The organism is Micromonospora sp. URMC 106 (assembly GCF_051386395.1).
Lineage (GTDB): Bacteria > Actinomycetota > Actinomycetes > Mycobacteriales > Micromonosporaceae > Micromonospora.
Genome location: NZ_JBPQTP010000003.1, coordinates 66413 through 89152, shown reverse-complemented (window position 1 = coordinate 89152; position 22740 = coordinate 66413). Strand labels below are relative to the sequence as shown.

Sequence of the window (22740 nt, the reverse complement as noted above, 5' to 3'; positions counted from 1 at the left end):
CCGGAGTACCCGACGTGACCGTGATTGAGAAGAAGCCCGTCAACCCGATCGCCCACCTGAGCGCCGAGGACATCGAGGTCATCGGCAAGGAACTCGACGCGATCCGCGACCGGGTGATCGCCGACCGGGGCGAGCGGGACGCCGCGTACATCCGCCGGGTCATCTCCACCCAGCGCAAGCTGGAGCTGGGCAGCCGCGTGGTGCTGCTGTTCTCGCTCTTCCCGCCGGCCTGGATCGTGGGCACGGCCGGCCTGACCGTGGCCAAGATCCTGGAGAACATGGAGGTCGGCCACAACGTCCTGCACGGCCAGTGGGACTGGATGCGGGACCCGAAGATCCACTCCACCACCTGGGAGTGGGACCACGTCTCGCCGGCCGACCAGTGGAAGCACTCGCACAACGAGCTGCACCACCGGTACACGAACGTCATCGGCAAGGACAACGACCTCGGCTACGGCATCATGCGCGTCGACGAGGACCAGCGCTGGCACCCGATCTACCTGGGCCAGCCGCTGTGGAACTTCATCAACGCCTGCTTCTTCGAGTACGGCATCGCCGCGTACGACCTGGAGCTGGGGCGCAACCTGCGCAAGGGCCGGCACAAGGATCCGCAGTTCCGGGCCCGGGCCCGCGCGGTGGGCCGGAAGATCCGCCGGCAGGTCCTCAAGGACTACGTCCTGCACCCGCTGCTGTCCGGGCCGTCGTTCCTGCACACGTTGGCCGCGACGTTCACCGCCAACCTCCTGCGCAACCTGTGGAGCCACTCGGTGATCATGTGCGGGCACTTCCCGGAGGGCGTGGAGACCTTCTCCAAGCGTTCGATCGAGGGCGAGACCCGCGGCGAGTGGTACCTGCGGCAGATGCTCGGGTCGGCCAACATCAGCGGCAGCAGGCTGATGCACATCATGACCGGCAACCTGTCGTTCCAGATCGAGCACCACCTCTTCCCCGACCTGCCCAGCAACCGCTACCAGGAGATCGCCCCCGAGGTGCGCGCCCTGTTCGACCGGTACGGGCTGAAGTACACCACCGGTTCGCTGCCCCGGCAGGTCCTCTCCGCCTGGAAGAAGGTCGTCCGGCTGTCCCTGCCCAACCGCAGGGCGCGGCGCCGGGCCGACGACCGTTCCGCCCCGGCCCTCGCCGCCTCCGCGGGCGCCTGACCGCCGCCCGGCGCCCGGGTACAGTCGGGGCATGGAGATCAGGCGCCACCACGCCGCCGCGGCCGCGCGAGCTTCGCGCTCGTCGGTCGCCGCCGCCTGACCCCACCACCTCCCGCCGGCGACCGGAAACGGTCCGCCGGCCTTTTTCGTCCCGGCCCGCCGGTTCCGCCGGCGGTGGACCCTTTCCGGTCGCCCTGCCCCGGAAAGGCCAACCGCCATGACGTACGACCCGATCAGCCGGACCTTCGTCGACTTCTTCCGCGAGCGCGGCCACGAGCCCGTGCCCGACAGCTCGCTGATCCCGCCGCCCGGCGACCCGGTGCTGTTCACCACCTCGGGGATGCACCCCCTGACCCCCTACCTGCAGGGTCGCCCCCACCCGCTGGGCCGGCGGCTGGTCAACGTGCAGCGCTGCCTGCGCACCACCGACCTGGACGAGGTCGGTGACTCCACCCACCTGACCGTGTTCCGGATGCTCGGCTCCTGGTCGCTCGGCGACTACGACCTCCCGCAGAGCCTGCGCTGGGGCTACGAACTGCTGCGCGACGGCTTCGGCGTCGACCACGACCGGCTGCACGTGACGGTCTTCGGCGGCGACGAGCAGGTCGGCCCGGACGAGTCCTCGCTGCGCACCTGGGGCGAGCTCGGCCTGCCCGTGGAACTGACCGGGGAGGAGAACTGGTGGTCCAACGGCCCGACCGGTCCGTGCGGGCCCGACACGGAGATCTTCGTCTGGACCGGCGACGGGCCGCCCCGGGGCACCCCCGGCACCGACGACCGGTGGATGGAGGTCTGGAACCACGTACGGATGCGCTACCACCGGCACCCCGACGGTCGCCTCACCCCGCTGCGGCAGCCCAGCGTGGACACCGGGATGGGCCTCGAACGCCTGGAGATGGTGCTGCGGGGGCACCGCTCGGTCTACGAGGGCGACGGACTGGTGCCGTGGGTGCGCGGCGTACGCGACGTGTGGGGCCTCCGGGAGGAGCCGCTGCGTCTGGTCGGCGACCACCTGCGCTCGGGCGTGGTGGTGATCGGCGACGGCGTGCGGCCGTCGAACACCGGCCGCGGCTACGTGCTGCGCCGGCTGCTGCGTCGGGTGCTCACCACCCTGTGGCGCGACGACCCGACCCGGAGCCTGTCCGACCTGCCCACCGGGCCGGTGCGGCACACCCTCGACGGGTTCCGGCAGCGGGTCACCGTCGACGAGGTGCGCGAGGTGCTCTCCGGCGAGGAACGGCGGTTCCGGGAGCTGCTGCGGCGCGGCCGGTCCGTGGTCTCCCGGCGGCGCTCGCGGGGGCCGCTCACCGACGAGGACTACCGCGACCTGCACGACACCCACGGGCTCCCGCGCGACCTGGTGGACGGGTTGCTGAGCGAGGTGGGGTGAGCCCGTCCGCCCCGGTACCGCGCCGGGGCCCGGCCGCGGTTCACCCTGGGTTTCCCACCGGCTCCACTTAGCGAAGTAGACATCCGCGCGTCAATAGACCTACGTGCATGAAAATGGAGGCGAACGCCGTTTCAGGGCGTCACCGTCGATGATGGTCGTGACACGTGACGTGGTGTCAGGATGGCTCGCGTAACAAGGATTGACGCCCTGTTACGCGTCCACTGCCGCCGCGCGACCTGGAGCCGCTGACGTGACCCGACCCTGCGGGAAGCCGTGACCGCCACCGCAAGCGCCGGTCAGCACCGCCCCGTCACCGTCCCCGCCGAGGTGCTGCGCACCGCCCGGGCCCACCCCGACCGGCCGGCGGTCGTCGACAGCCAGGGCACGCTGCGCTACCGCGACCTCGTCGCCACCGCCGCGGCCCTCGCCGGCGCGCTCGCCCCGGCGCTGGACGGGGGCGACCCCGACGGGCGGGTCGTCGCGGTGCTGCGGCCCCGCACCGCCGACGCGGTCGTCGGGCAGCTCGCCGCCTGGCTCTGCGGCGCCGCGTTCCTGCCGCTGGACCCGGCGCTGCCGGCGACCCGCGTCGCCCGGATCCTCACCGACGCCGGCTGCCGGGTCGCCGTCGCCGCCGAGGAGCACGGCGACCGGCTGCCGGCCTGGATCACCACCGTCCGCGCGGGCCGGGCGGAGCACCTGCGGCTGCCGGACGCCGACGACCTGGCGTACCTGATCTCCACCTCCGGCTCCACCGGCCGCCCCAAGCAGGTCGAGGTCGCCCACCGCAGCCTGTGGACGGTCCTCGACTGGTACGCCGACTTCTTCCGCCTCGGCCCGGGCGTGCGGACCGCCGCCTTCGCCGGGCTGGCCTTCGACGCCGCCCTGCTCGACCTCTGGGCGCCGCTGATGCGCGGGGCCACGGTGCTGCTCGCCGACGAGTCGGTGGCCCGCGACCCGGAGCGCGTGGCGGCGGCGGCGCGCGAGGTCGACCACTGCTTCCTCACCACGCCGCTCGCCGAGCACCTGCTGCGCGCCGGCGTCGACACCGGGCGGCTGCGCAGCCTGGCCACGGGCGGCGACCGGCTGCGCACCTGGCCGCCCGCCGACTTCGGCGCCGCCGTGCACAACCTCTACGGCCCCACCGAGGCGACCATCCTGGTCACCGCCACGACGGACCTGCGCCGGCACAGCGACCGGAGCGGCCCGCCGCCGATCGGATGGCCGGTCGCCGGCGCCCGGCTGACCCTGGAACCGACCGGTGCGCAGGACGGCGGGCAGCAGGGTGAGCTGGTCGTCGCCGGGCCGGTGCTGGCCCGGGGCTACCGGTCGGCGCCCGCCGAGACCGCCGCGGCCTTCGGCGGCGCCGACGGGCAGCGGCACTACCGCACCGGGGACGTCTGCCGGCGCGACCGCGACGGCGAGCTGCACTTCGTCGGCCGCACCGACGACCAGGTCAAGGTCCGCGGCCACCGGATCGAGCTGCGCGAGGTCGAGTTCGCCCTGCTCGCCATGCCGGGGGTCGGCCAGGCCGCCGCCGGCACGCTGGACCGGGACGGGCAGACGCTGCTGGTGGCCTGGGTGGTCGGCGCGGTCGACGCCGACGGCGTGCGGGACTGGCTGCGCGGCCGGCTGCCCGCCGCGATGGTGCCGCACCTCGTGGAACGGTGCGAGACCCTGCCGCTGACCACCAACGGCAAGCTCGACCGGGCCGCCCTGCGCGACGGCACCGCGCGGCGACTGGCCCGGGAGGCCGCCGCGCCGCACGACGGGGACGACCCGGCGGGGGAGGCCGGCGCGGCGGTGGCCGAGGCGTGGCGGGCCGTGCTGGGCACCCCGCCCCGCCCCGACGACGACTTCTTCACCGTCGGCGGCGACTCGCTGCTCGCGGTGCGGCTGACCGCCCAGGTGCGGCGGGGCCTGCGGGTCGACGTGCGCGCCACCCTGCTCTACGAGCACCGGCGCTTCGCCGACTACCTCGCCGCCGTCGAGGCGCTGCGCGCCGACGGGCCGGTCGCGCCGGACGGGGTCGGGGCGGTCCGGTGACCGGCACCCTGCTCACCCGGCTGCTCGGGGCCGCCGGCCGCCGGCCGGACGCGGTCGCCGTGCACGCCGGGGACGCCGTCCTCACCTGGGCCGGGCTGCGCGAGCTGGCCGGCCGCTACGCCGCCGGGTACGCCGCGCGCGGCGTACGCCCCGGCGACCGGGTCGCGGTGCTGCTGGAGCCGGGCGCGCACGCCGTCGCCGCCGCCGTCGGCGCGTTCGCGGTCCGGGCGGCGTACGTGCCGCTGGACCCGGACCAGCCGCCGGCGCGCGTCGCCGCCCTGCTCGACGCGGCCGACCCGGCCCTCGTGGTGGCCGCGTCCGCCCCGACCGGGCGGCCCGTCCTCGCGCCCGACGCCGTCGGGGCCGGGCCCGTCGCGCCCCTCACCGACACCGGCGGACCCTCCGACGTGGCGTACGTGGTGCACACCTCCGGCTCGACGGGCACGCCCAAGGCCGTGCAGGTCGAGCACGGCAACCTGCTCAACCTCCTCGCCGACCTCGACGAGCGGGCGCCGGTGCCGGACGGGCACACCGGCACGTGGTGGACCCGCCCCTCCTTCGACGTGGCCGTCTGGGAGTGTTTCGCCCCGCTGGTGCGGGGCGGGACGGTGCGGGTGGTGCCGGCCGCGGCCCGGCACGACGGCGCCGCGCTCGCCGCGTTCCTGGACGTGGCGGGAGCGGGCAGCGCGTACGTGCCGCCGGCGTTCCTGCCCGAGCTGCGGGCGCTGCTGCGCGCCGAGCCGGGGGCGCTGGCCGGGCTGCGCCGGCTGCTGGTCGGCGTCGAGCCGATTCCGCGCCCGCTGTTGCAGGACATCGCCCGCAGCCGGCCGGCGCTGACCGTGGTCAACGGGTACGGCCCGGCCGAGGCGACCGTCTGCTGCGCGCTGTACGTGGTGCCCCGCGACGGCGCCGCGGCCGGCGAGCGCACCCCGATCGGCACCGCCGTGCGCGGCACCCGGCTGCTGCTGCGTCAGCCGGACGGGTCGTACCGCCCGACCGGCACCGGCGAGCTGGTCGTCGCCGGCGCGGCGGTGGCCCGCGGCTACCTGCGGGATCCGGGCGGGGAACCGGCGTTCGGCACGGCGGCGGACGGCACGCGCACCTACCGGACCGGGGACCTGGCGCGCACCCTGCCCGACGGCGACCTGCTCTTCCTCGGCCGGGTGGACCGCCAGGTCAAGCTCCGCGGCTTCCGGATCGAGCCGGCCGAGGTGGAGGCGGTGCTGCGCCGGCTGCCCGGGATCCGCGACGTGGTGGTGGCGGCCCGGCGGTGGGACGGGCTCGGGGACGTGCTGGCGGCGTACGTGGCGGCGGAGCCGGGGGCCGGACTGACCGAGCGGGCGGTACGGGACCACGCCCGCGACCGGCTGCCCGGGTACGCGGTGCCGGCGGTGGTGGCGCTGCTGCCCCGGCTGCCGCTCACCCCGCACGGCAAGTACGACCACGACCGGCTCGCCGCGCTGCCCCTGCCCGCCGGGCGGACCGCCGCCGGCGACCCGGCGGACCCGGCCGCCCCGACGGACCCGGCCGACCCGGTCGGCGTGGTGCTCGACGCCTGGCGGCAGGTGTTGCCGGCGGGGGAGATCCGGCCCGGCGACGCCTTCCTGCCGCTCGGCGGCACCTCGCTCGCCGCGGCCCGGGTGGCCGCCCGGCTCACCGAGCGCACCGGCGTGCGGGTGACCCCCGCCGACGTCCTGCGCGCCCCCGACGCGGCGACCCTCGCCGCCCGGCTCCGCGAGGCGTCGCCCGAGGGGCCGACCGACACCGCCGCCCGGCTCGGAGAGGGGCCGACCGACACCGCCGCCCGGCTCGGCGGGGCGTCGACCGGCGGACCGGGCCGCGCCGCCGGCCGGGTCGCGCCCGGTGGGCCGGCGGTCGCGGGCGTGGGCGTGGGCCCGGCGCCGGCGGGAGCGCGGCGCGCGCCGCTCACTCCGGAGCAGCTCGGGCTGTGGCTGCACGACGAGCTGAACCCCGGCACCGACCTCTACGTCGAGCCGGTCTGGTTCAGCACGACCGCCACGGTGGACCGGCCCCGGCTGGTCGCCGCGCTGCGCCGGGCGGTCGCCGCCCATTCCGCGTTCGGCGCCGGGCTGCGGCTCGTCGACGGCCTGCCCGAGCTGGTGCTCGACCGGCACCCGCCGACCGTGGAGGTGGCCGATCTCGCCGACGGCCCGGCGCTCGACGCGGCCGTGCGGGCCCGCGCCCGCCGTCCCTTCGACACCACGGCCGAGCCGCTGCTGCGCTGCGCCGTGCTCGGCGCCGGCGACCGCACCGACCTGCTGCTGGTCTGGCACCACCTGGCGGTCGACGCGTGGTCCCTGCGGCTGTTCCTGGCCGACCTGGCCCGCTGCCACGACGACCCGGGCTGGTCGCCCTCGCCGTCGGCCACCACCCTGTGCGACCTGAACCTGCGCCGGTCGGCGCGGGTCGTCGACGCCGCCGTCCGGGAGGCCGTCCGGGCCACCGCGGCACGGGTGGGCGGGATCGCCGAGCCGGCCCCGGTGCCCGGCGGCACCGGCCGGACCGTGGTCACCCGTCCGGTGCGCGCCACGGCTCGCGCCCTGACCCGGACGGGCGAGGGCACCGTCACCGAGCTGGCCGCCGCCGCGTACGCGCGGGCGCTCGGCGCGCTGCTCGACCGGGACGCGGTGGTCGTCGGCTGCGCCACCACCACCCGCCGGGCCGCCGACGAGTTCGACGTCGCCGGGTACGCGGTCAACACCGTGCTGCTGCCCTGCACGGACCTGCGCGCCCCCTGGGCCGACACCCTCGGCCGGGTCCGGACGGAGCTGCGGCGGGCGGTGGCCGAGCAGGCCCCGTTCCGCGAGGTGGCCCGCGAGGTGCAGCGCGGCACCGGCGCGCCGCCCGGCGCGTACCCGACCTGCTACCTCGACTCGGTGGAGGAGCCGGAGCTGGTCACCGGCCCGGTTGCCTGGCGACGGCGGGAGCTGGCCCGCACCGCCAACCGGTTCCCGATCTGCCTGACCCTGCGGCAGCACCCCGACGGGGCGCTGTCCGTCCTCGTCGAGGCCGACGGGCGGGCGCTCACCCCGGACGGCGCGGCGGCGCTCGCCGCCGCCGTCACCGACCAGCTCGACGCGTACGCACAAGGAGACCCCGATGGCACGGATGATCGCGTTACGCCAGGTCGCCGAGGGACGGTTCGGGTGCGTGCTGACGGTTGAGTTCGCCGGCGACTCCGTCGGCCCCGGCCTCGCCGCGGCGCTCGCCGCGGCCGAGGCCGCCGGAGCGGCGGGCTCGGGCGGCGACCTGCCCGGCCCGGTCGTCGCAGGGCCGGACGTCCGGCACGAGATCTGGCGGCTCGACCCGGTGACGACCCTGGAGCTGCACCCGGGGCTGCCCGGCCACCGCGCGCTGGCGGACGCCTGCGCGGCGGAGTTTCTCCGGCTGCGCCCCGCCGACGTCGGCCCGGTGACCGTCGTCGGCTACTGCAGCGCGGCGGTCTTCGCCCACCACCTGCTCCACGCCCTCGCCGACGCCGGCGGGCCACCGGCCCACCTGCTCCTGGTCGCCGCGACCGTGCCCGACGAGGAGACGGTCCGCCGCGAGTACGCGCAGCTGCACCGCAAGCTCACCGGCGAGCCCGCGCCGGCCGACCCGACGCCGCTGCTCGCCGACCCGGCGGCCACCGTGGACCGGCTGCGCGACGAGCTGACCCGGCTCGCCCGCGCCTTCGTCACCGACAACGGGTTCGACGCGGCCGAGGCGGAGACTGCCGCCGACGAGATCGCGGGCCGGTACCTGGCCTGGCTCTGGTTCCTGCTGGACGCCGCCCGTAGCGGCCCGGTCCCGGTGCCGTTCCCGGTGCGCGAGGCCGCCGCCGACGAGGAGGCCATCGACCTGCTGCGGATGCGGGTCTTCGATCTGGGCATCGACGTCGGCACCACCGGTGCCGGCGCGGACAACGGGGGGGCGCGATGATGACGGACGTGACGCGCGACGGGGGCAGCCCGGTCGCGGAGGTCGTGGCGGGCGCCTGGCGCGCCGTGCTGCGGGCCGACCACGTGACGGCGGAGGACAACTTCTTCGTGCTCGGCGGCGACTCCCTGGTGGCCGCCCGGCTGGCGGCCCGGCTGCGCGCCGCCCTCGACGTGCGGGTGCCGCTGGCCGCCGTCTTCGAGCATCCCACGCTGGGCGAGTTCACCGCCGCGCTGCGCGCCGAGCACGGTCCCGCCGTGGACGAGGCCGCCGCGCTCTACCTCAGCGTGCTGGCCTGCTCGGACGCCGAGGCCGAGACGATGCTCGGGCGCCTCGATGACTGACGTGCTCTCCCCGCGCCAGGCCGCGCTGCTCGCCGCCCTGCGCGCCCGGCGCGCCGCCCCCACCGGCGGGGACGCGATCACCCCGGCCGGCGGGGACGCGATCACCCCGGCCGGCGCTCCCGTCGCCTCCGCCGGGCAGCGGCAGATGTGGTACCTGGCGCAGGCCGACCCGGACGACCCGGCGTACCTGGCGCCGGTGGCGTGGCGGCTGCGCGGCCCGCTGGACCTGCCCGCCCTGAGCGCGGCGGTGGACGCGGTGGTCGCCCGGCACGAGCCGCTGCGCACCACGCTGACCGTGGACGGGGACCGGGTGGTGCCGGTGGTCGCCGCAGCGCCGACCGGCCTGCTGCGGGTGGTGGACCTGACCGGACTCGCCGCGGCCGCGCGGGAGGACGAGCTGGCCGCCCGCCTCGCCGCCGAGGCGGGCACCCCGATCGACCTGGGCCACGGCCCCGTGCTGCGGGCCAGCCTGCTGCGCCTCGCCGACACCGACCACGTGCTGGTGTTGACCGCGCACCACGCCGCCGTGGACGAGTGGTCGCTGCGGATCGTCGCCGACGAGCTGTCCGAGGGGTACGCCGCCCGGCTGGCCGGCCGGCCCGCCGAGCTGCCCGCGCTGCCCGTCACGTACGCCGACTACGCCGACTGGCAGCGGCGCTGGCTGGCGGGGCCGGAGGCCGAGGCGCAGCGGCGCTGGTGGCGGGACCGGCTCGCCGGCGCGCCGCCGGTGCTGGAGCTGCCCACCCCCGCTCCCCGGCCGGCCGCGCCGTCGAACGCCGGCGCCACGGCCGTGTTCCCGCTGGACGTCGCGCCCGACGCGCTGCGGTCGCTGTGCCGGCGGCTCAACGTCACGCCGTACCTGCTGCTGCTCGCCGCGTTCCAGGTGCTGCTGGCCCGGTGGACCGGCCAGCACGACGTGCTCGTCGGCACCCCGGTGGCCAACCGCGACCGCCCGGAGACCGAGTCGCTGGTCGGCCTGTTCGTCAACACCGTCGTGATCCGGACCGACCTGACCGACGACCCGACCTTCGCCACCTGCGTCGCCCGGGTCCGGGCCGAGGCGCTGGCCGCCCGGGAGCGGCAGGAACTGCCCTTCGAGGGTGTCGTCGAGGCGGTGCGCCCCGCCCGGCACGCCGGGCACAGCCCGCTGTTCCAGGTGATGTTCGTGCACGCCGACGCGCCCGCGCCGCTGCGGCTGCCCGGGATCGACGCGGCCTGCGTGGAGGTGCCGACCCGCACCGCCAAGTTCGACCTGACGGTGGCCGTCCGCCCCGGCGCGGACGGGCTCGACGCGGTCATCGAGTACCGCACCGACCTTTTCGACGCGGCGACCGTGGCCCGGCTCGCCGGGCACTTCCGCACCCTGCTGGCCGACCTGCTCGCCGACCCCGACACGCGGATCCGCGACGCCCGGCTGCTCGCCGCCGAGGACCGCCGGCGGTTGCTGGTCGACTGGAACGACACGGCCGCCGCCGCACCGCCGGGGGAGAGCGTCCACGCGCTGGTCGCCCGGTGGGCCCGGGAACTGCCCGACGCCCCGGCGGTCGCCGACGACGCCCGTACCCTCGACTACCGGGAACTCGACGCCCGCGCCGACGCGCTGGCCGCGACCCTGCGCGCCGAGGGGATCGGCGCCGGCGACCTCGTGGGCGTCCTGCTGGAGCGGTCCGCCGCGCTGCCGGTGGCGCTGCTGGCTGTGCTGAAGACCGGCGCGGCGTACGTGCCGCTGGACCCGACCCACCCGCCGGCCCGGCTGGCGTACCTCCTGGCCGACACCGGCGCGCCGGTGGTGCTCACCTCGGCCGCGCTGCGGCACCGGCTCCCGGCGGGGCCGGCCCGACCGGTCGAGGTGGACCTCGACCCGGGGCCGCCCGCCGCACCGTCCCCGGTGTCCGCACCCACCGGCCCGGACGACCTCGCCTACGTCATCCACACCTCCGGCTCGACGGGCCGACCCAAGGGCGTGATGGTGACCCACCGCGGGGTGGTGAACTACCTGCGCTGGGCCGGCGCCGCCTACCGGCTGGGCCCGGGCGACGAGGTGCCGGTGCACTCCTCGATCGGCTTCGACCTGACGGTGACCAGCCTGCTGGTGCCGCTGGCCGCCGGCGCGACGGTCCGGCTGCTCCCCGACGACCTCGGGCCGGCAGGGCTCGGCGAGGCGCTGCTCGGGCGGCGCACGCCGTACGGGCTGGTCAAGATCACCCCCGCCCAGTTGGAGATCGTCAACCGGCAGGTCGCCGCGACCGGCGCCGCGGGCCGGACGCGGGTCTTCGTCATCGGCGGGGAGAACCTGCGCGCCGACCAGGTCGCCCTGTGGCGGGACCACGCCACCGGCACCCGGCTGGTCAACGAGTACGGCCCGACCGAGACCGTGGTCGGCTGCGCCGTGTACGAGGTCGGCCCCGACACCGCACGGACCGGCTCGGTGCCCATCGGCCGGCCGATCGCCAACACCACCCTGTACGTGCTGGACGACCGGCTCGACCCGGTCCCCGTCGGCGTCACCGGCGAGCTGTACGTCGGCGGCGCGGGGGTGGCCCGCGGTTATCTGAACCGGCCCGGCCTCACCGCCGAGCGGTTCCTGCCCGACCCGTTCGCCGCCGAGGGCGGGCGGCGGCTCTACCGCACCGGCGACCTGGCCCGGTGGCGTCCCGACGGCGTCCTGGAGTTCCTGGGTCGCGCCGACGGGCAGGTCAAGCTGCGCGGCTTCCGGATCGAGCCCGGCGAGGTGGAGGCGGCGCTGCGCCGGCTCCGGCCGGACTGCGACGTCGCCGTCGTGCTGCGCCGCGACGACCCCGACGACCCCCGGCTGGTCGCCTACCTGACCGGCGATGCGGACCCGGCCGCGCTGCGCGCGGCCCTGCGCGCGGAGCTGCCCGAACACCTCGTGCCGGCCGCGTTCGTCGGCGTTGACGCGCTGCCGCTGACCGGCAACGGCAAGCTCGACCCGACCGCCCTCCCGGCACCCGCCGGCGGCAGCCCGGAGCCGGCGGTCGAGGCAGGAGGCGTCGACCGGGCGGACGAGGCGGGGCGCGCCGGCCGGGCCGCCCCGCCGGCGGCGGAGCGGCCGGCCGGGGGCGCGCCGGTGGGCGACGTCGCCGCGGCCGAGCGGCTGGTCGCCGACGTGTGGCGGGAGGTGCTCGGCGTCGACCGGGTCGGCGGCCGGGACAACTTCTTCGACCTGGGCGGGCACTCGCTGCGGCTGCTGGCCGTGCACCGGCTGCTGGTCGAGCGCCTCGGCCCGGTGCTCACCGTGACCGACCTGTTCCGGCACACCACCGTCGCCGCGCTGGCCCGGTTCCTCGCCGGCGCCACCGCGCCGCCGGCCGTCCCGGCGCCGCGCGCGCCGCGCGCCGCCACCCGCGTCGGCGAGCCGGAGGACGCGATCGCGGTGGTCGGGATGGCCCTCCGGTTCCCCGGCGCCCGCACCCCGGAGGAGTTCTGGCGGCTGGTCCGCGACGGCGTCGAGGCCGTCCGCGAGTTCAGCACCGAGGAGCTGCTCGCCGACGGGGCGGACCCGGCGCTGCTCGGCGACCCGGCGTACGTGCGGCGGGGCACCGAGCTGCCCGACGTGGACCGCTTCGACGCCGAGTTCTTCGGCTTCACCCCGCGCGAGGCGCAGGTGCTCGCCCCGCAGCACCGGCTGCTGCTGGAGTGCGCCTGGGAGGCCCTCGAACGCGCCGGCCACGACCCCGAGGCGTACCCGGGGCAGATCGGGCTCTTCGCCGGCTCGGGCCGGGCCAGCTACCTGCTGGAGCACCTGCGGGACGCGCCGGAGGAGATCCGGGCGCTCGGGGAGTACCAGCTCGCGCTGAGCAACGACAAGGACTTCCTGGCCACCCGGGCGTCGTACAAGCTGAACCTGACCGGGCCGAGCGTGAGCGTCGGCACCGCCTGCTCCACCTCCCTCGTCGCGGTGCACATGGCCCGGCAGAGCCTGCTCGCCGGGGAGTGCGACCTGGCGCTGGCCGGCGGGGTGAGCGTCTTCCCCGCCCAGCGGCAGGGCTACCTGCACCACGACGGCGGCATCTTCTCCCCGGACGGGCACTGCCGCCCGTTCGACGCCGACGCGCGGGGCACCATCGCCTCCAGCGGCGTCGGCATCGTCGTGCTGCGCCGGCTCGCCGACGCCCTCGCCGACGGCGACCTGGTGCACGCGGTGATCCGCGGCTCGGCCGTGAACAACGACGGCGCCCGCCGGGCGGGCTACTCCGCCCCGGGCGTCGCCGGCCAGGCCGAGGTGGTCGGCCGGGCCCTCGCGGTGGCCGGGGTGGACCCCCGCACGGTGGGCTACGTCGAGGCGCACGGCACCGGCACCAGTCTCGGCGACCCGATCGAGGTCGCCGCGCTCACCGAGGCGTTCCGCCGCGGCACCGCCGACACCGGGTTCTGCGCGCTCGGCTCGGTCAAGGCGGCCATCGGGCACACCGACGCCGCGGCCGGGGTGGCCGGCCTGATCAAGACCGTGCTGGCGCTGCGCCACCGCACCCTGCCGCCGGTGGTCAACCTGCGCCGGCCCAACCCGGCGATCGACTTCGCCGCCAGCCCGTTCCACCTGCCGACCCGGGCCCGGCCGTGGCCGGGCGACGCGGGACCGCGCCGGGCCGGGGTCAGCTCCTTCGGGATGGGCGGCACGAACGCCCACGTCGTGCTGGAGGAGGCCCCGCCGGCCGCCGTGCCCGAGGCCGCCGAGCCGCCGGCCGGTCCGCACCTGCTGGTGCTCTCCGCGCGTACGCCCACCGCGCTGGACCGGGCCACCGACGCGCTGCGCGCGCACCTCGACGCGTACCCCGCGTTGCGGCTGGCGGACGTGGCCGCGGGCCTGGGCCGGCGGCGGGGGATGGCGCACCGGCGGGCCGTCGTCTGCGCCGACCGGACCGACGCCCTCGACGCGCTCGGCGACCCGGCGCGGCTGCTGACCGCCGCGACCGACGGCGACGCCGGGCTGGCCTTCGTCTTCCCCGGCCACGGGGCGCAGCACGTCGGCATGGGCGCCGGCCTGTACCGGGTCGAGCCCGGCTACCGGGCCGTCGTGGACCACTGCGCCGAGCTGCTGCGCGAGCCGCTCGGGGTGGACCTGCGGGCCGTGCTCGACCCCGCGCCGGCCGACCGGGCCGAGGCCGAGCGCCTGCTCGCCGAGCCCCGGATCAGCCAGCCCGCGCTCTTCGTCACCGAGTACGCGCTGGCCCGGCTGCTGGTCGACCGGGGCGTACGCCCCGACGCGGTGGCCGGGCACAGCCTCGGCGAGTACGTCGCCGCCTGCCTCGCCGGGGTCTTCTCCGTCGCGGACGCGCTGCGGCTGGTCCGCGCCCGCAGCGGGCTCGCCCAGTCCACCGAGCCGGGCGCGATGCTCGCCGTCTCCCTGCCGGAGTCGGAGGTCGCCGCGCTGCTCGGCGACGACCTGGACCTCGCCGCGGTGAACGCCCCGGGGCTGTGCGTCGTCTCCGGCCGGCCCGACGCCGTCGCCGCCCTGCGCGGGCGGCTCGACCGCGACGGGGTCGAGGCCCGGCCGCTGCTCGCCGACCGGGCCTTCCACTCCGCGCTGCTCGACCCGGTCCTCGACGACTTCCGCGCCGAGGCGCGGCGGGTCGACTACGCCGAGCCGAGCACGACGTTCCTGTCGAACGTCACCGGCGCCCCGGTGACGCCCGGGCAGGTCACCGACCCGGAGTACTGGGTGCGGCACCTGCGCGGGACGGTCCGCTTCGCCGACTGCGCCGCGCTGCTGGCCGACCGGGGCCTGGTCGTCGCCGAGGTCGGCCCCGGACACACCCTCGGCGGGCTGCTGCGCCAGGGCGGCGCGCGGCCCGACCGCGTGGTGCAGGTGATGCGCCACGTCCGCGCCGACGCGGACGACCACCAGGTCGCCCTCGACGCCGTGGGCCGGCTCTGGCTCGCCGGCGTACCGGTCGACTGGTCCGCCTTCCACGCCGGGCCGCGCCGCCGGGTGGAGCTGCCCACCTACCCGTTCGAGCGGCAGCGGCACTGGGTCGACCGCGCCGTCCCGGCCCCGCGCCCGGCCCCGCCGGCGCTCCCCGCCGAGGCGTCCGCGACACCGTCGGGGACGGGGCCCGTCGCCGAGGGGAACCGGCCGGCGCTGCCGACCGCCTACCTCCCGCCCCGCACCGACGCGGAGCGGGCGGTGGCGGAGATCTGGTCCGAGCTGCTCGGCGTCGCGCCGGTCGGCGCGCACGACGACTTCTTCGCCCTCGGCGGGCACTCGCTGCTCGCCACCCAGGTCGTCGCCCGGGTGCGCGCCCGGCTCGGGGTGGCGCTGCCGATCGAGGCCGTGTTCGCCCAGTCGACCGTCGCCGGGGTCGCCGCCGCCCTGCCGGCCGCGCCCGCACCGGCGGCGCCGCCGATCCCGCGCGCCACCGACCCCGGGCCCGCCCCGGTCTCCTCCGGGCAGCGCCGGCTGTGGTTCCTGGAACAGGTGCACGACCAGGTCGCGTACGCGGTGCTCACCGCCCTGCGGCTGCACGGCGACCTGCGGGTCGACGTGCTCGCCGACGCGCTGACCGAGCTGGTGCGCCGGCACGAGGTGCTGCGCACCGTGTTCCGCCCGGGCCCCGACGGCGGCGACCCGGTGCAGGTGGTGCTGCCCGCCGCGCCGGTCGACCTGACGGTGGTCGACCTGGCCGCCGACGCTCCCGGCGACGAGGCGGGCCTCGCCGAGCGGGAGCGCGTCGCCCTGGTCGCCGAGGCCCGCCGGCCGTACGACCTGGAACGCGGGCCGCTGTTCCGGCCGGTGCTGTTCCGCTCCGGGCCGGGCCGGCACGTGCTCTGCCTCGCGATGCACCACATCGTGTCCGACGGTTGGTCGCTCGGGGTGCTCCGGGCCGAACTGGGCGCCCTCTACGACGCCGTCGCCGCGGGCGCGCCCTCGCCCCTGCCCGAGCTGCCGGTGCAGTACGCCGACTACGCCCGCTGGCAGCGGGAGCGGGCCGCCGCCGACTCCGCCGACCTGGCGTACTGGACCGAGCGGCTGGCCGGCGCGACGGGCGCCCTGGAACTGCCCACCGACCGGCCCCGGCCGCCGGTGCAGACCTTCGACGGGGCGGTGGCCCGGCTGACCCTGCCGCCCGCGCTCACCGAGCGGGTCCGCGACCTCGGGCAGCGGCACGGCGTCACCCTCTACATGACGGTGCTCGCCGCCGTCCAGGCGCTGCTGTTCCGCTACACCGGGCAGCGCGACATCTGCGTCGGCTCCCCGGTGGCCGGCCGCGTCCGCGCCGAGCTGGAGCCGATGGTCGGCTTCTTCCTCAACAGCATCGTGCTGCGCACCACCCTGGACGGCGACTGGAGCGTCGCCCGGCTGCTCGACGAGACCCGCCGCACCGCCCTGGCGGCGTACGACCACCAGGAGACGCCCTTCGAGCGGGTGGTCGACGCCCTCGACGTGCCCCGGGACCTGAGCCGCAACGCCCTGTTCCAGGTGATGGTGAACCTGCTCAACCTGCCCGAGCAGGACCTCGCCATGACCGGCCTGCGGGTCGAGCAGCTCACCGTCGAACCCGGCACCGCCCAGGTCGACCTCGCCCTGTACGCGTACGACCGGCCCGACGGGCTGCTCTGCTGCCTGGAGTACAACACCGCGCTGTTCGACCCGGCGACCGCCGAGCGGATGCTGGCCCACCTGGAGACCCTGCTGACCGCGTTCGTGGCCGACCCGGACGGCCGGCTCGCCGACGTGGAGATCCTCACCCCCGCCGAGCGGCACCGGCAGCTCGGGGAGTGGAACGCCACGGACGCGCCGGCGCCGGCGGTCGGGCTGGCCCGGCTGGTCGAGGAGCAGGTGGCCCGCACCCCGGACCGTCCCGCGGTGACCTTCGCCGGCCGCACCCTCAGCTACGCGGAGCTGAACGTGCGCGCCAACCGGCTCGCCCGGCGGCTGCGCCGCGTCGGCGTCGGGCCGGACGTGACCGTGGCGGTGTCCCTGGAACGCTCGGCCGACCTGCTGGTGGCGCTGCTCGGTGTGCTCAAGTCCGGCGGCGCGTACGTGCCGCTGGACCCGTCGTACCCGCTGGACCGGCAGCGCTGGGTGCTGGAGCACAGCCGCTCGGCGGTGCTCGTCACCGAGCCGGGCCTGGCCGACCGGTTCGCGGACTTCGCCGGCCCGGTGCTGCGCGTCGACGACCCGTCCCTGGCCGTCGAGTGCGCCGCCGACCCCGAGCCGGTCACCGCGCCCGGGCACCTGGCGTACGTGCTCTACACCTCCGGCTCCACCGGCCGACCCAAGGGGGTGCGGGTCAGCCACGCCTCGGTGGTCAACCTGCTCACCGCGATGCGGCACACGCCGGGCCTGACCGCCGACGACACCCTGGTCGCGCTGACCACCTACGCCTTCGACATCTCCGTGCTGGAGCTGTTCCTGCCGCTGGTCGTCGGCGCCCGGGTGGTCGTCGCCGGCCGGGACGTCGGCTACGACGCCGCCGGGCTGGCCGGGCTGCTGCGCGGCGAGGGGGCCACCGTCATGCAGGCCACCCCGGCCACCTGGCGGCTGCTGCTCGCCTCCGGCTGGCCCGGGATGCCGGGGCTGAAGGCACTCTGCGGCGGCGAGGCGCTGCCCCTGCCACTGGCCCGCGACCTGGCCGCCCGGGTCGGCGAGCTGTGGAACATGTACGGGCCGACGGAGGCCACCATCTGGGCCACCGCGGCCCGGATCGCGCCCGACGCGCCCGAGGTCACCATCGGCCGGCCGATCGCCAACCTCCGGGCGTACGTGCTCGACGAGGCGCTGCGGCCGGTGCCCGTCGGCGTGGTCGGGGAACTCTGGCTCGGCGGCGCCGGGGTGGCCCGCGACTACCTCGACCAGCCCGCGCTGACGGCCGACCGGTTCCGGCCCGACCCGTACGCCGACCGGCCCGGCGCGCGGCTCTACCGCACCGGCGACCTGGCCCGCTGGCGTCCCGACGGCACCATCGAGTGCCTCGGGCGCAACGACTCCCAGGTGAAGGTGCGCGGCCACCGCATCGAGCTGGGCGAGATCGAGGCGGCCCTGCAGCGGCACCCGGCGGTGCGGGAGGCGGCCGTCGTGGTGCGCGACATCGACGGCGAGCCGGCCCTCGTCGCGTACCTCGCGCCGCGCCCCGACGACCCGGACGAGGGCGCCGGCCGGTGGCGGGCGTTCCTGCGCGACTGGCTGCCCGACTACATGGTCCCGACGACGTACGTCCCGCTCGACGCCCTGCCGCTGACCGACAACGGCAAGGTCGACCGGCGGGCGCTGCCGGCCCCGGAGCGCGGCGGAGCCCGGGCCGGCGACGGCGGCGCCGCGCCGACCACCCCGTTGCAGGCCGCCCTCGCCGAGCGCTGGGCGCAGGTGCTCGGCTACGACCGGGTGGGCATCGACGACGACTTCTTCGACCTCGGCGGGGACTCGTTCACGGCGATCCGGGCGCTCAGCGGCATCCAGCCGCCCATCAGCGTGCTGGACCTGTTCCGCCACCCGACGATCCGGGGCCTGACCGGGCACGCCGACGCCGCCGCGGGTGAGCCGGACCGACTGCTGCACGAGCTGACCCCGCCCCGCGCGGCCGCGCCGGCGGTGACGGTGCTCTGCGTACCGTTCGCCGGGGCCGGCGCGGTCACCTACCAGTCGCTGGCCGCGGCGATGCCCGAGCACGTGGCGCTCTACGCCCTGCAACGCCCCGGGCACGACCTCAACCGGCCCGACGAGCCGCCGCTGGAGATGGCCGAGCTGGTCGAGCGGTGCGTGGCCGAGGTGACCGCCGGCATCTCCGGACCGGTGCTGGTCTACGGCCACTGCATGGGCGGCGCCACCGCCGTCGAGCTGGGCCGGCGGCTGGAGGCGGCCGGGGTGGACCTGCTCCGGGTGGTGGTCGGCGGGCACTTCCCGGCGCCCCGGCTGCCGGGCCGGTTCGCCCGCTGGTTCCGCCGTGCCTTCCCCATGGAGCGCTGGACCTCCAAGCGGCACGCGCTGGACTTCCTGCGGGCCATGGGCTTCTTCACCGACGTGCTCGACGAACGGGAGAAGGACTTCCTGATGGGGGTCTTCCTGGCCGACACCCGGGTCGGGGAGGACTACTACACCGAGGTCTACGCGAAGGGGCTGCCCCGGCGCCTGGCCGCCCCCATCGTCTGCGTGGTCGGCACCGGCGACCGCGCCACCGAGCTGTACGAGGAGCGCTACCTGGAGTGGGCGTACTTCTCCGACTCGGTCTGCCTGCGCACCATCGAGGGCGCGGGGCACTACTTCCAGAAGCACCAGGCCACCGAGCTGGCGGGCATCATCCTGGCCGACCCGCCCGAGGCGGCGGAGGCGGCCGAACCGCCTGTCGCGGCGCACGCGCCCGAGCCGGCTGTGGCGCCGCACGCGCCCGAGCCGGCTGCCGCCGCGTCGGCCGTCGGCGAGGTGGCGGTCCCGGCCGCGCCCTCCCGGACGTCGGCCGGCGCGCCCCGGCCCCGCGCGGCCGGCGCGGCGACCGGGACCGGGCCGGTCGCCGGGTCCGCCGCGCCGCCCCGCCGGCGTGCGCCCCGGGCGGCCGCCCCCGCGCCGGTGCCGCCGCCCCGCTCCGGGCTGACCACGTTCTTCCTGGTCGCGTTCGGGCAGCTGGTGTCGCTGATCGGCACGGGGCTGACGGGGTTCGCCCTGTCGCTGTTCGTCTACCAGCGCACCGGCTCGATCTCCTGGTTCGCGCTGGCGTCCGTGCTGGCGCTGCTGCCGGCGGTGGTCCTCTCGCCGATCGCGGGCGCGCTGGCCGACCGCTGGAACCGCCGGCTGATCATGGTCTGCGCGGACTCGTTCGCCGCCTGCGGCACGGTCGTCCTGGCGGTGCTGCTCTGGTCCGGCCGGGCGCAGCTCTGGCACGTCTTCGCGGCCCTCACGGCCAGCGCCCTGGCCACCGCGTTCCAGCAACCCGCGTACCTCGCGGCGGTCACCCAGCTGGTGCCCAAGCGGTACTACGGGCGGGCCAACGGCCTCATCTCGCTGGGCACGGCGACCAGCACCGTGCTCGCGCCGCTGGTCGGCGGCGCGCTGGTGGTCGCGATCGGACTGCGCGGCATCGTCCTGATCGACCTGATCAGCTTCGCCGTCGCGGTCGGCATCACCCTCGCCGTACGCTTCCCCGACACCCTGTTCAAGAAGCGTGAGGAGTCCTTCGGGCAGGAGGTCCTCGGCGGCTGGCGGTTCATCGCCCGCCGGCACGGCCTGCTCGCGATGATCGTCCTGACCGCCCTGCTCAACTACTTCTTCGCCGTCGTCGAGGTGCTGGCCACCCCGCTCACCCTCTCCTTCGGCGACCCCTCCGTGCTCGGCATGGTGCTGGCCGCCAGCGGAGCCGGGCTGCTGCTCGGCAGCGTCCTGATGGGCGTGTGGGGCGGCACGGCGCGCCGGACCACCGGCATCCTGACCGGCGTGGTGCTGCTCGGCGTCGCGATGCTGATGGTCGGGCTGCGCCCGGACCCGGTCTTCCCGGCGGTGGGCCTGTTCGGGCTGGGCCTCGCCTCGGCGCTGGTCAACACGCACTGGCTGGCGATCGTGCAGGCCAAGGTGGGGCTGGAGTTGCAGGGCCGGGTGCTCTCCACCACGCTGATGCTCTCCTGGCTGATGGTGCCCGCCGGGTTCCTCACCGCCGCCCCGCTGGCCGAGCGGGTCTTCGAGCCGCTGATGGCCTCCGGCGACGGCGTCGCCGGGACGCTCGGCGCGGTGCTCGGGCACGGGCCCGGCCGGGGGATCGCGCTCACCGCCGTCGTCGCCGGGCTGTGCACCCTGGCGCTCGCCGCCGTCGGGTGGGCGTACCGGCCGATCCGGCGGCTGGAGGACGAGCTGCCGGACGCCGACCCGGGCACGGTCATCGTCAGCGACAAGGACCGCATCCAGGAACTCGCCGACCGGCGGCTGGCCGAGCTGACCGGCGCCCGCTGACCGGTCGGGTGCGACCCGCCGCGCCGGGCGCCGGGTGGTGCGCCGGGCCGTCCGATCAGTCAGGATGACCCTGCGCACGGGCGTCGCCGGGCCGCGCCGCGGCCGACGGCCCGCCCGCCGACGGAAGGAGACCCGTTGTCGTCCACCCTGCTCTCCCGTCGCGACCTGCGCTTCCTGCTGCACGACTGGCTGGAGGTGACCCGGCTGACCGAGCGGTCCCGCTACGCGGAGCACTCCCGGGAGACCTTCGACGCCGTGCTGGACCTCGCCGAGCGGGTGGCCACCGAGCGGTTCGCCCCGCACAACCGGGCCGCCGACCTGAACGAGCCCACCTTCGACGGCCGCCGGGTGCACACCATCCCGCAGGTCAAGCAGGCCCTCGACGTGTTCGCCGAGACCGGCCTGCTGGCCGCCAGCATGGATGCCTCGATCGGCGGGATGCAGCTGCCGCACGTCGTGCGGGCCGCCTGCTTCGCCTGGTTCCAGGCCGCGAACATCGGCACCTCGGCGTACCCGTTCCTGACCCTGGGCAACGCCAACCTGCTGCTGGCGCACGGCAGCCCGGAGCAGGTCGACACCTGGGTCCGGCCGATGCTGGAGGGCCGGTTCTTCGGCACCATGTGCCTGTCCGAGCCGCAGGCCGGCAGCTCGCTCGCCGACATCACCACCCGCGCCGAGCCGCAGGACGACGGCACGTACCGGCTGCACGGCACCAAGATGTGGATCTCCGGCGGCGACCACGAGCTGTCGGAGAACATCGTCCACCTCGTGCTCGCCCGGATCCCCGGCGGTCCGCCCGGGGTCAAGGGGCTCTCGCTGTTCATCGTCCCGAAGGTGCTGCTCGACGCCGACGGCGCGCTCGACGCGCGCAACGACGTGGTGCTGGTTGGCCTCAACCACAAGATGGGCTACCGGGGCACCACCAACACGCTGCTGAACTTCGGCGAGGGCGTGCACCGGCCGGGCGGGCGCCCCGGCGCGGTCGGCTACCTGGTCGGCGAGCCGCACCAGGGCCTGGCGCAGATGTTCCACATGATGAACGAGGCCCGGATCGGGGTGGGCGCGGGCGCCACCGCCCTCGGCTACACCGGCTACCTGAAGTCGCTCGCGTACGCCCGCCAGCGGCCGCAGGGCCGCCCGCTCGCGGACAAGGACCCCAGCGCGCCCCAGGTGCCGATCGTCGCCCACCCGGACGTGCGGCGGATGCTGCTGGCGCAGAAGAGCTACGTGGAGGGCGCGCTGGCGCTGATCCTCTACTGCGGCCGGCTGCTCGACGAGGAGAAGACGGCACCGGAGGCGGCGGACCGGGAACGGGCGCGCCTGCTGCTGGACGTGCTCACCCCGATCGCGAAGAGTTGGCCGTCGCAGTGGTGCCTGGCCGCCAACGACCTGGCCATCCAGGTGCACGGGGGCTACGGCTACACCCGCGACTACGACGTCGAGCAGCACTGGCGGGACAACCGGCTCAACCCGATCCACGAGGGCACCCACGGCATCCAGGCGCTGGACCTGCTGGGCCGCAAGGTCACCATGCGCGACGGGGCCGGGCTGGCGCTGCTGGTCGAGACGGTCCGCGCCACGGTCACCCGGGCCTGGAAGGCCGAGGGTGAGGCCGCGGAGCTGGCCGCCCGGCTCGGCGCGGCGCTGGACCGGGTCACCCTGGTCACCCGGCGGCTGTGGAGCGCCGGGGACCCGGAGGTGGCGCTGGCCAACGCCAGCGTCTACCTGGAGGCGGTCGGCCACGTGGTGATCGCCTGGATGTGGCTGGAACAGCTGCTCGTCGTGGCGGCGGCCGGTGGCCCGGGCGACGGCCCGGACGCCGACCTGCACGCGGGCAAGCGGCAGGCCGCGCGCTACTTCTTCCGCTACGAACTGCCCCGCACCGGCCCCCAGTTCGACCTGCTGGACAGCCTCGACCGGACGACGCTGGAGATGCGCGACGGCTGGTTCTGAGTCGTCGCGCGGGCCAGG

The 22740-nt window shown here is 76.6% G+C and carries 8 protein-coding genes; all 8 read left to right on the top strand.

Annotation, left to right across the window (positions count from 1 at the left end):
• Window positions 1-14: 14 nt before the first annotated feature.
• The 8 genes from ACSNOB_RS01795 to ACSNOB_RS01760 all read left to right on the top strand — a co-directional run bounded on the left by ACSNOB_RS01795 (window position 15) and on the right by ACSNOB_RS01760 (window position 22722).
• Window positions 15-1160 carry a fatty acid desaturase family protein gene (locus ACSNOB_RS01795; RefSeq protein WP_436684768.1) on the top strand — a complete coding sequence of 382 codons (1146 nt, stop codon included), beginning with the start codon at window positions 15-17 and terminating at the stop codon, window positions 1158-1160.
• 217 nt (window positions 1161-1377) lie between these two features.
• Complete coding sequence (locus tag ACSNOB_RS01790) at window positions 1378-2550, top strand: alanine--tRNA ligase-related protein (RefSeq protein ID WP_436684767.1); 1173 nt, start codon at window positions 1378-1380, stop codon at window positions 2548-2550.
• A gap of 273 nt (window positions 2551-2823) precedes the next feature.
• Complete coding sequence (locus ACSNOB_RS01785; protein WP_436684766.1) at window positions 2824-4593, top strand: non-ribosomal peptide synthetase; 1770 nt, start codon at window positions 2824-2826, stop codon at window positions 4591-4593.
• The gene (locus ACSNOB_RS01780) at window positions 4590-7778 is read left to right on the top strand and encodes an AMP-binding protein (RefSeq protein WP_436684764.1); all 3189 of its coding nucleotides are present in this window, start codon (window positions 4590-4592) and stop codon (window positions 7776-7778) included. The genes ACSNOB_RS01785 and ACSNOB_RS01780 overlap by 4 nt, the downstream gene beginning before the upstream one ends.
• The gene (locus ACSNOB_RS01775; RefSeq protein ID WP_436684763.1) at window positions 7714-8535 is read left to right on the top strand and encodes a hypothetical protein; all 822 of its coding nucleotides are present in this window, start codon (window positions 7714-7716) and stop codon (window positions 8533-8535) included. The genes ACSNOB_RS01780 and ACSNOB_RS01775 overlap by 65 nt, the downstream gene beginning before the upstream one ends.
• 8 nt (window positions 8536-8543) lie before the next feature.
• Window positions 8544-8876, top strand: coding sequence for a phosphopantetheine-binding protein (locus tag ACSNOB_RS01770; protein ID WP_436684762.1), 333 nt, complete (start codon window positions 8544-8546; stop codon window positions 8874-8876).
• The gene (locus tag ACSNOB_RS01765) at window positions 8869-20769 is read left to right on the top strand and encodes an amino acid adenylation domain-containing protein (RefSeq protein ID WP_436684761.1); all 11901 of its coding nucleotides are present in this window, start codon (window positions 8869-8871) and stop codon (window positions 20767-20769) included. Before ACSNOB_RS01770 ends, ACSNOB_RS01765 begins: the two co-directional genes overlap by 8 nt.
• A 135-nt stretch (window positions 20770-20904) precedes the next feature.
• Window positions 20905-22722: an acyl-CoA dehydrogenase gene (locus ACSNOB_RS01760; RefSeq protein ID WP_436684760.1), complete on the top strand. Its 1818-nt coding sequence runs from the start codon at window positions 20905-20907 to the stop codon at window positions 22720-22722.
• Window positions 22723-22740: the final 18 nt, after the last annotated feature.